This is a genomic window from Mucilaginibacter sp. (assembly GCF_039207105.1).
Classification (GTDB): domain Bacteria; phylum Bacteroidota; class Bacteroidia; order Sphingobacteriales; family Sphingobacteriaceae; genus Mucilaginibacter.
The window spans coordinates 1-13,986 of sequence record NZ_JBCECK010000133.1 but is presented as its reverse complement, the minus strand read 5'-3'; the positions used below and the strand labels follow the sequence as shown (position 1 = coordinate 13,986).

General features: G+C 41.3%; 16 protein-coding genes. 12 read left to right on the top strand and 4 right to left on the bottom strand.

The window, feature by feature from the left end; all coding sequences use genetic code 11:
- A partial coding sequence (locus AAGC65_RS20265; RefSeq protein ID WP_343114281.1) for an FtsX-like permease family protein occupies positions 1 to 979 on the top strand: 979 nt, incomplete at its 5' end.
- 163 nt (positions 980 to 1,142) lie between these two features.
- On the opposite strand, the gene pyk is transcribed toward AAGC65_RS20265, so the two are convergent.
- Together pyk and AAGC65_RS20255 are read right to left on the bottom strand one after the other, a co-directional pair.
- The gene (gene pyk, locus AAGC65_RS20260) at positions 1,143 to 2,579 is read right to left on the bottom strand and encodes a pyruvate kinase (RefSeq protein WP_343114280.1); all 1,437 of its coding nucleotides are present in this window, start codon (positions 2,577 to 2,579) and stop codon (positions 1,143 to 1,145) included.
- A 68-nt stretch (positions 2,580 to 2,647) separates the two neighbouring features.
- A complete protein-coding gene (locus tag AAGC65_RS20255; protein WP_343114279.1) occupies positions 2,648 to 3,073 on the bottom strand; it encodes an IPExxxVDY family protein in 426 nt (141 codons plus the stop codon).
- 147 nt (positions 3,074 to 3,220) lie between these two features.
- On the opposite strand from AAGC65_RS20255, the gene AAGC65_RS20250 reads away from it, so the two are divergent.
- From AAGC65_RS20250 to rnc, 3 genes are read left to right on the top strand one after another with little or no spacing between them, the layout of a single operon-like run.
- Positions 3,221 to 3,457 (top strand): acyl carrier protein, encoded by a 237-nt coding sequence (locus tag AAGC65_RS20250; RefSeq protein WP_343114278.1) that lies wholly within the window; start codon positions 3,221 to 3,223, stop codon positions 3,455 to 3,457.
- A 19-nt stretch (positions 3,458 to 3,476) separates the two neighbouring features.
- Positions 3,477 to 4,730 (top strand): beta-ketoacyl-ACP synthase II, encoded by a 1,254-nt coding sequence (gene fabF / locus AAGC65_RS20245; RefSeq protein ID WP_343114277.1) that lies wholly within the window; start codon positions 3,477 to 3,479, stop codon positions 4,728 to 4,730.
- Between the two features lie 10 nt (positions 4,731 to 4,740).
- A complete protein-coding gene (rnc, locus tag AAGC65_RS20240; protein ID WP_343114276.1) occupies positions 4,741 to 5,466 on the top strand; it encodes a ribonuclease III in 726 nt (241 codons plus the stop codon).
- 225 nt (positions 5,467 to 5,691) lie between these two features.
- Here rnc and AAGC65_RS20235 read toward each other — a convergent pair whose 3' ends face one another.
- Positions 5,692 to 6,507 carry a hypothetical protein gene (locus AAGC65_RS20235; protein ID WP_343114275.1) on the bottom strand — a complete coding sequence of 272 codons (816 nt, stop codon included), beginning with the start codon at positions 6,505 to 6,507 and terminating at the stop codon, positions 5,692 to 5,694.
- 287 nt (positions 6,508 to 6,794) lie between these two features.
- On the opposite strand from AAGC65_RS20235, the gene AAGC65_RS20230 reads away from it, so the two are divergent.
- From AAGC65_RS20230 to AAGC65_RS20195, 8 genes are all read left to right on the top strand, one after another.
- Positions 6,795 to 7,670: a YicC/YloC family endoribonuclease gene (locus AAGC65_RS20230; protein ID WP_343114274.1), complete on the top strand. Its 876-nt coding sequence runs from the start codon at positions 6,795 to 6,797 to the stop codon at positions 7,668 to 7,670.
- 81 nt (positions 7,671 to 7,751) lie between these two features.
- Entirely contained in the window at positions 7,752 to 8,333 is a 582-nt protein-coding gene (gene gmk, locus AAGC65_RS20225) for a guanylate kinase (RefSeq protein ID WP_343114273.1), read from the top strand.
- Positions 8,334 to 8,421: 88 nt separating this feature from the next.
- Positions 8,422 to 8,997, top strand: a complete 576-nt coding sequence (gene nadD, locus AAGC65_RS20220; RefSeq protein ID WP_343114272.1) for a nicotinate (nicotinamide) nucleotide adenylyltransferase — start codon at positions 8,422 to 8,424, stop codon at positions 8,995 to 8,997.
- A 190-nt stretch (positions 8,998 to 9,187) separates the two neighbouring features.
- Positions 9,188 to 9,787, top strand: coding sequence for a tRNA-(ms[2]io[6]A)-hydroxylase (locus AAGC65_RS20215; RefSeq protein WP_343114271.1), 600 nt, complete (start codon positions 9,188 to 9,190; stop codon positions 9,785 to 9,787).
- A gap of 70 nt (positions 9,788 to 9,857) precedes the next feature.
- Positions 9,858 to 11,003, top strand: coding sequence for a sensor histidine kinase (locus AAGC65_RS20210; protein ID WP_343114270.1), 1,146 nt, complete (start codon positions 9,858 to 9,860; stop codon positions 11,001 to 11,003).
- 2 nt (positions 11,004 to 11,005) lie between these two features.
- Entirely contained in the window at positions 11,006 to 11,707 is a 702-nt protein-coding gene (locus AAGC65_RS20205) for a LytTR family DNA-binding domain-containing protein (protein ID WP_343114269.1), read from the top strand.
- 126 nt (positions 11,708 to 11,833) lie between these two features.
- Complete coding sequence (locus AAGC65_RS20200; RefSeq protein WP_343114268.1) at positions 11,834 to 12,577, top strand: intradiol ring-cleavage dioxygenase; 744 nt, start codon at positions 11,834 to 11,836, stop codon at positions 12,575 to 12,577.
- A 37-nt stretch (positions 12,578 to 12,614) separates the two neighbouring features.
- The gene (locus AAGC65_RS20195; protein WP_343114267.1) at positions 12,615 to 13,151 is read left to right on the top strand and encodes a hypothetical protein; all 537 of its coding nucleotides are present in this window, start codon (positions 12,615 to 12,617) and stop codon (positions 13,149 to 13,151) included.
- 62 nt (positions 13,152 to 13,213) lie between these two features.
- Here the strand turns inward: AAGC65_RS20195 and AAGC65_RS20190 are convergent.
- The coding region (locus tag AAGC65_RS20190; RefSeq protein ID WP_343114266.1) for a hypothetical protein at positions 13,214 to 13,986 on the bottom strand (773 nt) is incomplete at its 5' end.

The window sequence follows — 13,986 nt, the reverse complement described above, 5'->3', positions numbered from 1 at the left end:
CCTGCAGGGTGATATTGACAAAAATTATGACATAATCAAACAGGACCTCCTTAATAAGTCGGCAGCTGTAGCTGTCACCAAGTCAATGAGCCCCATCACGCGACGTTATAGTGATGGTTGGGGATTATCCTGGCCCGGAAGTAACGAAGCCGACAAGAAGGTTGATTTTATTCGCATGGCATCAGATGCCGACTTTGTCAAAACAATGGGCATTCAACTAACCGAAGGCAGGGACATTGACGTTAAAAAATACGCATCAGATTCTACTGCTTTACTCCTTAATGAAACAGCTGCTAAAATAATGCGGTTAAAAAGCCCTATTGGGGCAATTGTAAAAGATAATAACGTTGACTGGCATGTGGTTGGGGTGGTAAAAGACTTCATTTATGAGTCGCCCTATGAAAAGATACAACAGTTGATAGTGTTTGGGCCAAGATCCTTCTTCAACGTTCTGCACATCAAGTTTAACCCCGCCAATTCCATAGCCAAAAACATTGACATCGCAACGAATATATTTAAGCAGTATAATCCTCAGTATCCATTTGAGTATAAGTTTGTTGACGAACAATATAATTCAAAGTTTGAAGACGAAACCCGTATTGGAACTTTGGCTGCTTTATTTGCAGGATTAACAGTATTCATTTCCTGCCTTGGCTTGTTTGGCCTGGCCACTTATGTAGCAGAAAACCGAATCAAGGAAATCGGTGTGCGCAAAGTACTGGGCGCGTCAGTTGCCAGCATTACCACCCTATTATCTATCGATTTTTTGAAATTAGTAATTATATCTTTTATCATCGCATCGCCTGTGGCATGGTTTGCAATGAATAAGTGGTTGCAAGGATATACTTATCGCATTAGCATAGAATGGTGGGTATTCGCGCTCGCCGGAAGCCTTTCCATATTGATCGCCATTGGAACCATTAGTTTTCAGGCCGTCAAGGCTGCTTTATCTAATCCGGTCAAAAGCTTAAGAAATTGACAAACTATAAGTGAGCTGTTTGTGCCTGATAAAGATATGTTTTTATTAAAACCCGTCATCTCCAGAAAAGTTTGAATACGGGATACTCTGATAAAAACTACAGTCAACAAAAAAGGGTTTCTGTACAGAAACCCTTTTTCCATTAAAAGTATATTAAATAAGGTTATTCAACAATGCTTACTTTAAGCATATTGGTTTTACCTTGTTTAATAATAGGAACGGCAGCAGTATTAATTACTACATCACCGGCTTGAATTAAATCCTGAGATTTAAGTATGCCGTTAACATCAGCAATAGTTTTGTCGGTGCTTTCCAACTGGTCGTAGTAGAAAGAACGTACACCCCAAACTAAACTCAATGCATTTAGCAATTGTTTGTTTGATGTAAATATATAGGTGCTTGCCTTAGGCCTGTGGCTTGATATTTCAAAAGCGGTATAGCCAGATATTGTCATAGATACGATACCTACCGCGTTGGTATGCTGCGCCAGGTGAACCGCTGCTTCGCAAACAGCATCGCTCAGGTAATTAACAGAAGCCGGGTCGGTATTATCTATTTTGCTGGTGTTAAAGCTGTAACCAAACTCCTCAACGTTGCGCACAATTTTGGCCATAGTTTCAATAACAATAACCGGGAACTCACCAACTGATGTTTCACCGCTCAGCATCACCGCGTCGGCGCCATCCAGTACAGAGTTAGCTACGTCGTTAACCTCGGCACGGGTTGGGCGTGGGGTAGTGATCATTGATTCCAGCATCTGGGTAGCAACAATTACCGGTTTTGAAGCCGCGCGGCATTTGCGGGCAATCATTTTTTGCAGCAGTGGCACTTCTTCCAAAGGCATTTCAACACCAAGGTCGCCACGGGCTACCATCACACCATCGGTTGCGGCAATAATTTCGTCTATATTTTCAATAGCTTCCGGTTTTTCAACTTTAGCGATAACGCGGGCAGCTGAGCCAGCCTGAGCTATGATCTGTTTTAATTCAACAATGTCCTGACCGGTACGTACAAATGATAAACCAATCCATTCTACATCATATTTTAATGCAAACTGCAGGTTAATTAAGTCTTCTTCGGTTAAGCTTGGGATAGATACTTTGGTATTTGGCAGGTTAACACCTTTACGTGAGGTAAGGATGCCACCGTGTACCACTTCGCATATTACAGTATCTTTTCTATTGGTTTCAATAACCCTTAACTGCAGTTTACCATCATCAAGCAAAATAATTTCATTAGCCTGAACATCCTGAGGGAAGGTATCATAAGTAATATATATCTGCTCGTCGTTACCAATACACTCCTGGGTGGTAATTTTAATTTGGGTTCCGTTAACCAGGTGTATACCCCCATCTTTTACCAAACCGATACGAATTTTGGGTCCCTGTAAATCGGCCAGGATGCCCACATTGGTTTTGTATTCTTCATTAATTTCGCGGATGATGTCGATCACGGCTTTGTGATCTTCTGGTCTTCCGTGCGAAAAATTAAGGCGGCAAACATTAACACCGGCTTTTATCATCGCTAATAAAACATCCTTTTTAGCAGATGCCGGGCCCATTGTGGCAACAATTTTAGTACGATTATAATATAATTTCATATTGTTCTGGTTAACTGGTTTAAATTCACATTAGTGTAAAACCAACACTATTTTTTTAAAATCCGGCGCTAAAATAACAGATTTTCGCGTGATTTTATTTTTTTCGGATCAATCTTTACGGCGGCCACAATTTCTGGTATTTTATTTAACATCGAAATTAGGTTCTCGAGGTCGTCATCATCAATATAGTTCCTGATCATCAGAAAATAATCGGCACTTTTTATTTCGGGCACTAAATAGCCTTCAGAGCCTTTATTACCAATAAAATAAAAATCTGTTTCGGTTGTTTCCCAGTGATAATGGTATAAAGAAAATAATACCGGCTCGCTTCCCTGATAAATATCAACGGCCAGATCATTGGATTTGGTAAAATTAAAATTTAAAAACTTATTAATAAGATAACATACCCTGTAATCTTTCAGCGAGGTTGTGACTGCAATGAGCACAAAATCAAAATCGATCTCAAACTTTAAAAATTTCCTGTTCAAAATCATTACTTTTACGGATTCAAAAGTACAAATCGAAACTGTTTGAATAAAATTTTGTTAACGAATTATATTGTAAAAGTTTTAGATTTGATAATTGACAGAATTTATTTTTCTTTGCACTGAATTTTTATTAATCATTAAACTATAAAGACTATGTCTGATATCGCTTCAAGAGTAAAAGCTATTATCGTAGAAAAACTGGGTGTTGACGAAAGTGAAGTTACACCAGAAGCGAGTTTCACCAATGATCTTGGTGCCGACTCGTTAGACACCGTGGAATTAATCATGGAGTTTGAAAAAGAATTTAACGTGGCTATTCCTGACGATCAGGCTGAAACTATTGGTACTGTAGGCCAGGCTGTTGCTTACCTTGAAAAAACCGTTAAATAAAACTCCCTAACTGGATTAAATGGAGTTTAAAAGAGTTGTAGTAACCGGGCTTGGAGCACTTACTCCTATTGGTAACACAGTTTCAGAATACTGGAACGGGTTGATCAATGGGGTAAGTGGCGCTGCCTTAATCAAAAGTTTTGATACTGAAAAGTTCAAGACGAAATTCGCGTGCGAAGTAAAGAACTTTGACGCGGATGGTTTTTTGGGCCGTAAAGACGCCCGCAAATTAGATCCCTTTGTACAATACGCCCTGTTTTCAACAGAAGAGGCTGTACAGGATGCCGGATTAGATTTCTCAAAATTAGATACCAACCGTATCGGTGTTATCTGGGGTGCAGGAATTGGTGGTTTAAAAACGTTTTTGGATGAAGTGATGAACTTTGCCAAAGGTGATGGTTCGCCGCGTTTTAACCCTTTCTTTATCCCAAAAATGATCGCCGATATCGCCCCTGGTCATATCTCTATCAAATACGGCTTGCGCGGCCCTAACTTTACAACGGTTTCTGCATGCGCGTCATCAAACAATTCACTTATTGACTCTTTTAACTATATCCGCCTGGGTAAAGCTAATATGTTTATAAGCGGAGGTTCTGAAGCTATTATCAATGAAGCCGGTATTGGCGGTTTTAATGCCATGCATGCTTTATCAACCCGTAACGATGATCCGGCAACGGCATCTCGTCCGTTTGATCTGGACAGGGATGGTTTTGTAGCCGGTGAAGGTGCCGGTACCATAATTTTAGAGGAGCTGGAGCACGCTAAGGCTCGCGGCGCTAAAATTTATGCAGAAATGATAGGCGGAGGCATGAGTGCCGATGCATACCATATGACAGCTCCGCACCCTGATGGCCTTGGTGCCGCATCGGTAATGCGTGCTGCTCTGGAAGATGCAAACCTTACCCCTGCTGATATTGATTATGTGAATGTTCACGGAACATCCACCCCAATTGGTGACCCACAGGAAATTAAAGCTATACATGACGTATTTGGCGACGATATTTACCGTATAAATATCAGCTCAACCAAATCAATGACCGGGCACCTTTTAGGTGCTGCAGGTGCGGTTGAAGCTATCGCGTCTATATTGGCTTTAAAAAATGGTATTATACCACCAACTATAAATCACTTCACCGATGATCCTGCTTTTGACCCGAAAATAAACTTCACTTTCAACACTGCTCAAAAGCGTGATGTGAAGATTGTTCAAAGCAACGGATTTGGGTTTGGCGGCCATAATGCTTCTGTGATATTCAAAAAGTACGAAGATTAATTGTGGTTTGATGCCGATAAGTCAGTTTTATAAGTTATACATATCACCCAATAGAAAGTACGTTAAGATTTTAAAGAACTTGCTCGGTTTTGTGCCGGGCAATTTGTCTTTATACCGATTGGCTTTCCGGCATAAGTCTGTTGCCCAAAATGTTAAAAAAGGGGTAAAAAACAGTAACGAACGCCTGGAGTTTTTGGGCGATGCCGTGCTGGGCAGTGTTGTGGCCGAAGTTTTATTTAAACTTTACCCTTATGAAGATGAGGGCTTTTTAACTGAACTGCGTTCAAAAATTGTAAGCCGTGTAAACCTTAACGCGCTTGGCCGCAAATTGGGTTTTGATAAACTGATTGAGTATGATAGCCGTATGCTGAACTCAAGCAGGCAGGGTTCCTTACTGGGCGATGCATTTGAGGCCTTAATTGGCGCAGTTTATTTAGATAAAGGGTATGACTTTACCAAAAATTTCCTGATAAACCATATCATCAAATCGCATATTGATATCCATAAACTGGAGCAAACTGAAACCAACTTTAAAAGTAAGTTAATTGAATGGTGCCAACGCCACGGCAGGGATATTATTTTTGAACTGGTAACCAACCAGGAAGGCGAAAGCAATAAGCTATTCACCATACAAGCCAGTGTTGACGGCGAAATTATGGGCGAAGGCAAGGAGTTCAGTAAAAAGAACGCCGAAAAATTGGCCGCCGAAAAAGCCTGCGAAACTCTGGGTATTTAATCCATTTATCTTTTCAATAAATTAGCTTATTCAACTGCCGCGAGTTTAGCGATAGCGTAACTCGTGGTTATCTGTGCAACGAGCTTTCAGCTCGTTTATAATAAATTAAAAAAGTTGGGGTTAAGTAAGCTGAAAGCTTACATCATGCTACTGTCACGAGTTACGCTATCGCTAAACTCGCGACAGTAGAAATTAGCACCAGTAAGTGTACAGACTTCCTGATATTTAATTTAACCGTTTTTCTTTTTTCAAGCCTTTAAGGCTTTCACCTGGCTGAGAAAGTTTCAGAGAAGAATCACTTTTGATAAATGTAGGTGCGTTCAGCTTCTCCAGCCTGGCCTTATCGGGGCTTTTGCTGTAATAATCGTATGCTTTTAAGGTATGTTGAATCAGGTCGTAATTTGTCCACCCTTTCAGGTCTTCAAAAGTTGGGGTGTAGTAATCCATGAACTTTTGAGCCGCGCTGTCTGTTGGAAGTTTGGTGTACTCCCGCACAAAAGCCACATTATATCGCCTGATGATCTCGGCCTGCTCGGCCTCGCCCCGGGCAAAATTCTTAAACCTGCGTGCCCTTCCTGGTGTTTTACCAAAAAGTTCATATATACCAGTGAGCGGATTGGTTAAAAAAGAAAGTACCGGCGGGCTGCCACCATAAAATGTACCTTGTTTTTTGTAATCGCCTAAAACCTCGTTAAGTTCCTGCTTTTTGGTCTGTCCCAAAACCTTTACTTCATCCAACTTAATAATAGGCTGCAGGTAAATGGGCATGTCGCTATTGTTGAGTACAACAACCTTTTGAGGAGTATAGTCTTCTTTTGTAAATAACAGCGTATCGCCTACGGCAGTATTAATGGTAAACCAGCCAACATCGTCGCTAAGTATCTGCGTGTTGGTTTTCAAATCTTTAACCACAACACCGGCCACACGCTCGGGCGAGCTCTTTTTAGAGACCACACCTTTTATAGTGTATTGCTGGGCTGATGCTTTAAAAACAGAACAAAAGCAAATGGTTACAAGAAGCAGGGAGAGACGATATTGCATTAAATATTCAAAACGTAAATATACCAACTGTATTTTATACCAAGTGTAAAAAAGTGTTAAAGCGGGGGAAAGTCGGGGAAGTCCGGAAGTCCGGAGTCAGAAAGTCGGGGAAGTCCGGAAGTTTTTAGCTGCTTTTGCAATTTTATTGATATTTATCGTCTGACATTCAGTCTCTTTACACCAAACTTATACATCCAAAACTTTGAACTTCCCAGTCTTTTTCCATATCTTTCCGACTTACGGACTTCCCGACTTTCGGACTTTAAAACAAAAACCTATCTTTGCACATGATAAAATCCATGACAGGGTATGGAATTGCCAGTTCAGACTCAGGTAATACTAAATATACCGTTGAGATCAAATCCCTGAACAGCAAATTCCTCGAACTATCACTTCGCCTGCCCAAAATATTTTCTGAAAAGGAGTTTCAGCTCCGTAATGATTGCAGTAAACAGATTGAGCGCGGCAAGGTAAACCTGTCTATCAACGTGGAGCAGGTAAATGTTGCCGTAAAAGCAGCCGGCATTGATAAGGTTTTGCTGAAGCAATATTACCAGCAGCTTAAAGATGTAAGCGTTGAGCTTAATGAGCCTACATCCAATTTATTGCAGCTTGCCCTGGGCCTGCCCGAAGTGGTAAAATACGAAGATGAAACCATGTCTGACGATGAATGGAAGCTGGTTGAAAAGACCTTTCAGCAAGCTTTAGCCGCATTTCAGCAATTCAGATCGGACGAAGGTAACGTACTGGAAAACGACCTGAAATACCGCATTGGTGTAATCCTCAAAAACCTGGAACTGGTTGAACTGGAAGACCCAAAACGCGTACCCCTGATTCGTGAGCGCCTGAATACTTTTTTAAGTGAAGCAGCCAACCGCGAAGCTATCGACCAAAACCGTTTTGAACAGGAACTGATATACTATATTGACAAGCTTGATATTACCGAAGAGAAAATAAGGCTTAAAACACACTGCGAGTACTTTATTGAAACCCTCAAAAATGCCGATGCTAACGGTAAAAAATTAGGTTTTATATCGCAGGAGATCGGTCGCGAAATAAATACCCTGGGCTCTAAAGCTAATGATGCCAATATTCAGAAACTGGTAGTAGGCATGAAAGAAGAGCTTGAAAAAATTAAAGAACAACTGTTAAACGTATTATAATAAGCTTATAGATAATAGTTCATAGATCATGGCCTTTTAGCTGCCATGATCTATGAACTATTATCCATTACCCATTAACTAATGACCCAAGAAGGCAAACTCATCATATTTTCAGCTCCATCGGGAGCAGGCAAAACTACCATAGTGCATCACCTGCTCGGCAAAATACCTGAGCTTGAATTTTCAATTTCGGCCACCACCCGCGAACGCCGCGGTGATGAGGTACATGAGCAGGATTATTATTTTATAAGCAAAGAAGAGTTTTTGCATCGTATTGCCAAAAAACAGTTTGTTGAGTTTGAGGAGGTTTATACCGGAACCTTTTACGGCACCCTGCGTACCGAAATTGAACGCATTTGGGCAATGGGTAAAACCGTAATATTTGATATAGACGTAGAGGGCGGCATGCACCTGAAACGCAAATACGACGGACAGGCACTGGCCATATTTGTGCAACCACCATCACTGGAAGTTTTGATTGAACGCCTTACCGGCCGCGGTACCGATAGCGAAGAAAAACTAAAGGAACGCTTTGCCAAAGCCGAAAAAGAACTGAAATACGCCCCACAGTTTGATATTATACTCAAAAATTACGATCTTGATACGGCTTGCAAGGAGGCCGAGGAGTTGGTTAAGAATTTTATTGGCCCCACAGCCTCGTAAAGAGGAGCACTAAAGTCATTTAGTCAAAAAGAATTTACAAAAACACAATTTATCATTCCCCCTTTAGGGGGTTAGGGGGCGTTAGTTAATGAAAATAGGCTTACTGTTTGGTTCATTTAATCCCATACATATAGGGCACCTGATCATTGCCAATTATATGGCAAATCATACCTCGCTTGATAAGGTTTGGCTGGTGGTATCGCCGCAAAACCCGCTTAAAAAGTATGGCGACCTCATTAATACCTATGATCGTATTGAAATGGCCCGTCTGGCTACAGATAATGCTACCAATATTACTGTAAGCGATGTGGAGCTGAAACTTCCACAGCCCTCTTACACCATTGATACGCTTACCCATTTAAAGGAAAAATATCCTACCTATGAGTTTGCCCTCATTATGGGCTCTGATAACCTGGGCACACTCCATAAGTGGAAAAACTATAAACTCATCCTGCGCGATTACAAGATATTTGTTTACCCGCGCCCGGGCTACGAAAACGCCGAACTGGCAGATCATCCTTCGGTAACCATTACCATGACCCCGCAGATGGAACTTTCGGCAACCTTTATCCGCAAATCCATCGCCGAAAAAAAGAACGTGCAATACTTTGTTCCCGACCCCGTTTTACATTTTATTGAAAGCAAGGGTTTGTATAAATCCTAATATCGATTTAATTAGCGTTATTGCTGACAAGGTGTTTTTTGTCATTGCGAGCGACAGCGTAGCAATCGCGAACTTTACAGAGCGGTTTTGAATAGTTCGCGATTGCCTCGTCGTTCCTCCTCGCAATGACAAGATGTTTTTATTATTTCTTCCTAATCACCTTTTCATCTCCTTAAACTATCTTTGTACCGTGAGCGAAAAAACTATACTTAAACTGCAGCTGCCTACCGATCCGCTTTGGGTTAAAAATGTAGTAGAAAGCAACATTGAGGAGCTACTAACCGATCATGCTTTTTGCGAGCAAAAAGCGGCCAGCAATGCAATAACGCTTATTGTACAAAATCCCAACCTGTCTGATCTGGTGCAGGAAATGGCCTTGTTGGTTCAGGAAGAGATGGATCATTTTAAGCGAGTTCACGACATTATCATCGAGCGCGGCTTTGTGCTTGGCCGCGAGCGTAAGGACAATTACGTGAACGAATTACGCAAATTTATCATCATCGGCGGAGGCCGCGAAGCCCAGCTGATTGACCGTCTGTTATTCTCGGCCATGATCGAGGCGCGTAGTTGTGAGCGTTTCAAGGTATTGTCAGAAAATATTAATGATACTCACCTATCTGAGTTTTATCATGAGTTGATGGTAAGCGAGGCTACACACTATGCCATGTTTATACGCCTGGCTAAAAAGTATGCCGTTGAGGTAGATGTTGATAAACGCTGGGCTGAATTTCTGAAATATGAAGCTGAGGTGATCCAAAACTATGGTAAAAGCGAAACCATACACGGGTAATTCATCTATACAAACCCGGTAATTACCGATACTTACTTTTATAAGCGATTTTGAATGTGTTACTTTATACATGTCGCGCTTTAAAGCATTTACCGTAACAATACATATTGCCGGCTGGCTGCTGTTTATGGCCTTCCCGTTGGTATTTATAAATAGCCACGGGCGTGATACTCCTGCCTGGTCATTACTGCAAAAACATAGTTATTGGTTTTTCTGCTATGTGTATATCTTCCTCTTTTATAGCAATGCTTATTATTTTATCCCACAGTTTTTCTTAAAAAAGCGCTATACTATTTACACACTGATTGTGCTGGTACTGCTTGGCGGCGTTTATTATTTACGCCCGTTTGATAAACTGCTTAGAAACGGTGGCAACCGGGTATTTTATCAGCGATCATCATTTGAGCGGCCGCCATCAGATCATGACACATCCGGAGAAGTCCCTCACCACCATTGGCGCAGGCAACAACACTTCCCGCCACCAAATTGGAATAATGACAGGTATCCTTTTCCTCCAAAACGACCAATAGATACTACCAGCCTGTTTATATTTTTAATGATCATGGCCTTAAGTACTGCCATCCGCACGGTACAGCAATGGCATCTTATTGAACAGCGTGCCGCCCGCGCCGAGGCCGATAGGGTAAGTGCAGAGCTTTCCTTTTTAAAAGCGCAGATCAACCCGCACTTTCTGTTCAATACCCTTAACAATATTTATACGCTTGCTGTTACCAAGGATGATAATGCCCCCGATAGCATCATGAAACTATCAAACATTATGCGTTATGTAACTGATGATGTAAATACCGATTTTGTACCCTTGCAAAGCGAGATTGATTGCATCAGCGATTATATTGAATTGCAGCGCCTGCGCATCGGCAACAATACCACCGTTAATTTTAATGTAGATGGCAAGCCCGATGGCAAAAACATTCCGCCGCTTGTATTTATGACCTTTATTGAAAATGTATTTAAATACGGTATCAGCAAACATGAAAGTTCTGTTATTGATATTCATATTGGCATCAGCAACGCGGTTATTACCTTTGCTTGCAGTAACCGGATATTTGCTCAAAACCGTGAAAACCAGCGCACCGGTATCGGCATCAATAATACCCGGCAGCGCCTGGCCCATTTATACCCGGACAAACATCAATTAAATATTAATATCGAAAACAACCGGTACATCGTTCAGCTTACATTACAAAACTCCTGACCATGACACTTAAATGTATAGCTATTGACGACGAACCGCTGGCCTTACGGCTGATAGATGAGTACGTATCCCGCTTCCCAGCCCTGCAGTTGATAAAAACATTTGACGATGCCATTTCGGGAGCCGAGTTTTTAAAAGCAAGGCCGGTCGACTTGCTTTTTATCGATATCAATATGCCCGATATTACCGGTATCGATTTGGTGCGTTCACTGGAGGTAAAACCTATGGTAGTATTTACCACCGCTTATAAAAACTTTGCCTTTGAGGGTTTTGAACTGGAGGCGCTTGATTATATTTTAAAGCCCATAGATTTTAAACGCTTTGAAAAGGCTGTTGAAAAAGCTATTGATTATTACCGCTACAAAACACAAACTCCCGGCGAACAACCCGACGAAAGCCTGTATGTGTATTCAGAATACCGGATGGTAAAAATTGACCTGGGCGCTATTGAATACATTGAAAGCATGGAAGATTACATCAAAATACACCTTACCGATGCTAAAACAGTGCTTACGCTGATGCCTATGAAAAAGGTACTGGAAAAGCTGCCTGCCGATAAGTTTCAGCGCATTCACCGCAGTTATATAGTGCCGGTTAACAAGATCCGGTCTATTCAGAATCGTAAGGTAAAGCTAACCGATGTGGAGCTGCCAGTGAGTGAAAGCTATGCCGATTTCATTCGTACCTGGATGAAATTTAAATAAAAATATGGCTTTATCGGCACAAAATACCTGTTTACCGATACCCTCCTCTATTTGCTAACCGTAGCCGATACATTTACATTAATTAATAAAACGCATTGTTTAACCTTATTAATTGATGTACATATCATGGAACGAAAAAGCTTTCTCCGCACTTTTGCAGTAGCAGCGGCAGCAGGCCCTATGCTTATTGAAGCCTGCAAAAAAGATTCAACTGCAACCGCGGCCGATGCCACGACATCAAACTCCAATACCTCAACCAACGGCAGCACCTGTTTAGTTGCCCCCACCGAAGAGGAAGGGCCATTTCCATATGCCAGCGGCGAAATTAATAATCCGCTGAACCGCACCGAAGTTACGGGCGGTCAAACCGGCGTGCCGCTTTCCGTAAGTTTTGTGGTAGTAAATACAAATAACAATTGCAACGTAGTGGCCGGTGCCCGGGTTGATATATGGCACTGCAATAAAGATGGTTATTATTCGGGCTATGGCAATCAGCCAGGGGCATTGGGCACCAAAAGTTATATCGGCGAAACCTGGCTAAGGGGTTATCAGCTTACAGATACATCCGGAGTAGCCAAATTTACAAGCATCTACCCGGGTTGGTATTCGGGCCGTGCAACGCATATACACATGGAGATATTTGTAAATAACGTACTCAAAAAAACTACGCAAATGGCTTTTCCTGAGACTATATCTGATGCTGTACATGTTTCAACGCTGTATGCCTCGCACGGAGTAAACCCTACCCGCAATGCCAGCGATCATGTTTTTGGCAATTCGGCTACCGATTTGGCCAACGAAACCATAGCATTAACTGGCAGCGCATCAGAAGGATATTCCGGATCATTCACTATTGGCTTGGCTTTGTAATATCAAAACGTACCACGTAAAACCTAAAACCCCCAAAATGGCACTTATTAAATTAGCATACAGACAAGTCATCAATGCATCTTCAGAAGGTGAATTTGAGAAAAAGGTATTTCAGGCAACATACCAGGAGTTTTTATTAAAAAATCAGGCCTACAATCCTGACGGAAGCTTTAAAACTTTTACAACGTTAAAGGCCCACGATGGCCGGGCAAACTCGCTACATTATAAAATTGGTTTTGCGGCGGGCCATTTGATACAAACGCTGAATAATTATATCCCCGGACTGAAGGATAATCTGAGCAAGAGTATAAAATTTGAATTGCCTGAGTTTGAACTCATCGAATCAGATATCGATAATGTGTATGTACACCAGCTGGCTATTACTTATACCACCGGTACCTTGACTTTAATTAACCAGCTGGGTGAATTTATGATACTGGCCGAAGGCGATATCAGCAAGCTTACCGCGGCGACTACTTTTATACTCAGAATGCAGCCTAACTTAGCTATAGTAAGCTATCAGGAAACTGATGAACCTGAACTTAAGGAATTGAATGGGTTGAAGTATGAATAATTTTAACAAGGTTGCGATAGCAATAATAAACTGCTTATAGTAGTCCTTAGTAAGAACAGCTTCTACTTCCGTTTTATCAGATACATGTAGGTTACATATGTAATATCAATTGTATTTGCCGAGGTGTTAAAATTTAAGTTATTTAAAATAAGCTTTACCTGAAAACTTTTGCTTTCGGCAGTAAGCCACATCCACGTTGCAGGTACCGTATACCGATTATCATATACCTCTTTATTTTTTTCGAGATAAGTATTCAATTTTGCTTTGTCAGTTAATAATTTCCTGGCAATTGTTGAAGGGTTAAAGGTAAGCGTCTCCTTGTTTATTTTTAAAATAGTGGCTTTGCTTTGCAGGATAATATGCTGAATGGCAAGCCCGCTTATTGTATCAGCAATGGTATCCTTGGTAAGCGCTGGATCCATTATAAAATCATAACCCTTGGAATCAATTAGGGTACCCTGTTTACTCACATTGTAGAAAGAGTTTTTTTCTGTTTTACCTTCTACTGCGTACCGCGCCGAAAACTTGCTTACTGCCAGTTGTTTTTTAATCCATTCCTGTTTTTCATCCTGAAGTTCATACCTATTCAATGTACTATTATCGCTTTTACTTTGCAGCTTGCCTAATGAATCTGCGACCATCGAAAGATCTTTACTAAAATAAGGCTGTAGTGGCGCCAAGTCATAGTGCGATACAAAGTAATCCAGGTTAGCTGCCGCGGGCCTTCCTTCTTCATTGCTTATTTTATCACTGTCAACAGGTATCAGCTTGCCGTTTTTAAAAGCATGATGCTTTTCAAAAAAACGGATAATGATGCGCCTTTGCGAATACATAC

What these genes read in the sequence shown, in the direction of transcription:
- AAGC65_RS20235 (WP_343114275.1), bottom strand. Translation starts at nt 6,507, where the DNA reads ATGCAATATCGTCTCTCCCTGCTTCTTGTAACCATTTGCTTTTGTTCT.
- gmk (WP_343114273.1), top strand. Translation starts at nt 7,752, where the DNA reads ATGACCCAAGAAGGCAAACTCATCATATTTTCAGCTCCATCGGGAGCA.
- AAGC65_RS20200 (WP_343114268.1), top strand. Translation starts at nt 11,834, where the DNA reads ATGGAACGAAAAAGCTTTCTCCGCACTTTTGCAGTAGCAGCGGCAGCA.
- AAGC65_RS20195 (WP_343114267.1), top strand. Translation starts at nt 12,615, where the DNA reads ATGGCACTTATTAAATTAGCATACAGACAAGTCATCAATGCATCTTCA.
- AAGC65_RS20255 (WP_343114279.1), bottom strand. Translation starts at nt 3,073, where the DNA reads ATGATTTTGAACAGGAAATTTTTAAAGTTTGAGATCGATTTTGATTTT.
- rnc (WP_343114276.1), top strand. Translation starts at nt 4,741, where the DNA reads ATGCCGATAAGTCAGTTTTATAAGTTATACATATCACCCAATAGAAAG.
- pyk (WP_343114280.1), bottom strand. Translation starts at nt 2,579, where the DNA reads ATGAAATTATATTATAATCGTACTAAAATTGTTGCCACAATGGGCCCG.
- AAGC65_RS20230 (WP_343114274.1), top strand. Translation starts at nt 6,795, where the DNA reads ATGATAAAATCCATGACAGGGTATGGAATTGCCAGTTCAGACTCAGGT.
- AAGC65_RS20250 (WP_343114278.1), top strand. Translation starts at nt 3,221, where the DNA reads ATGTCTGATATCGCTTCAAGAGTAAAAGCTATTATCGTAGAAAAACTG.
- AAGC65_RS20210 (WP_343114270.1), top strand. Translation starts at nt 9,858, where the DNA reads ATGTCGCGCTTTAAAGCATTTACCGTAACAATACATATTGCCGGCTGG.
- AAGC65_RS20205 (WP_343114269.1), top strand. Translation starts at nt 11,006, where the DNA reads ATGACACTTAAATGTATAGCTATTGACGACGAACCGCTGGCCTTACGG.
- fabF (WP_343114277.1), top strand. Translation starts at nt 3,477, where the DNA reads ATGGAGTTTAAAAGAGTTGTAGTAACCGGGCTTGGAGCACTTACTCCT.
- nadD (WP_343114272.1), top strand. Translation starts at nt 8,422, where the DNA reads ATGAAAATAGGCTTACTGTTTGGTTCATTTAATCCCATACATATAGGG.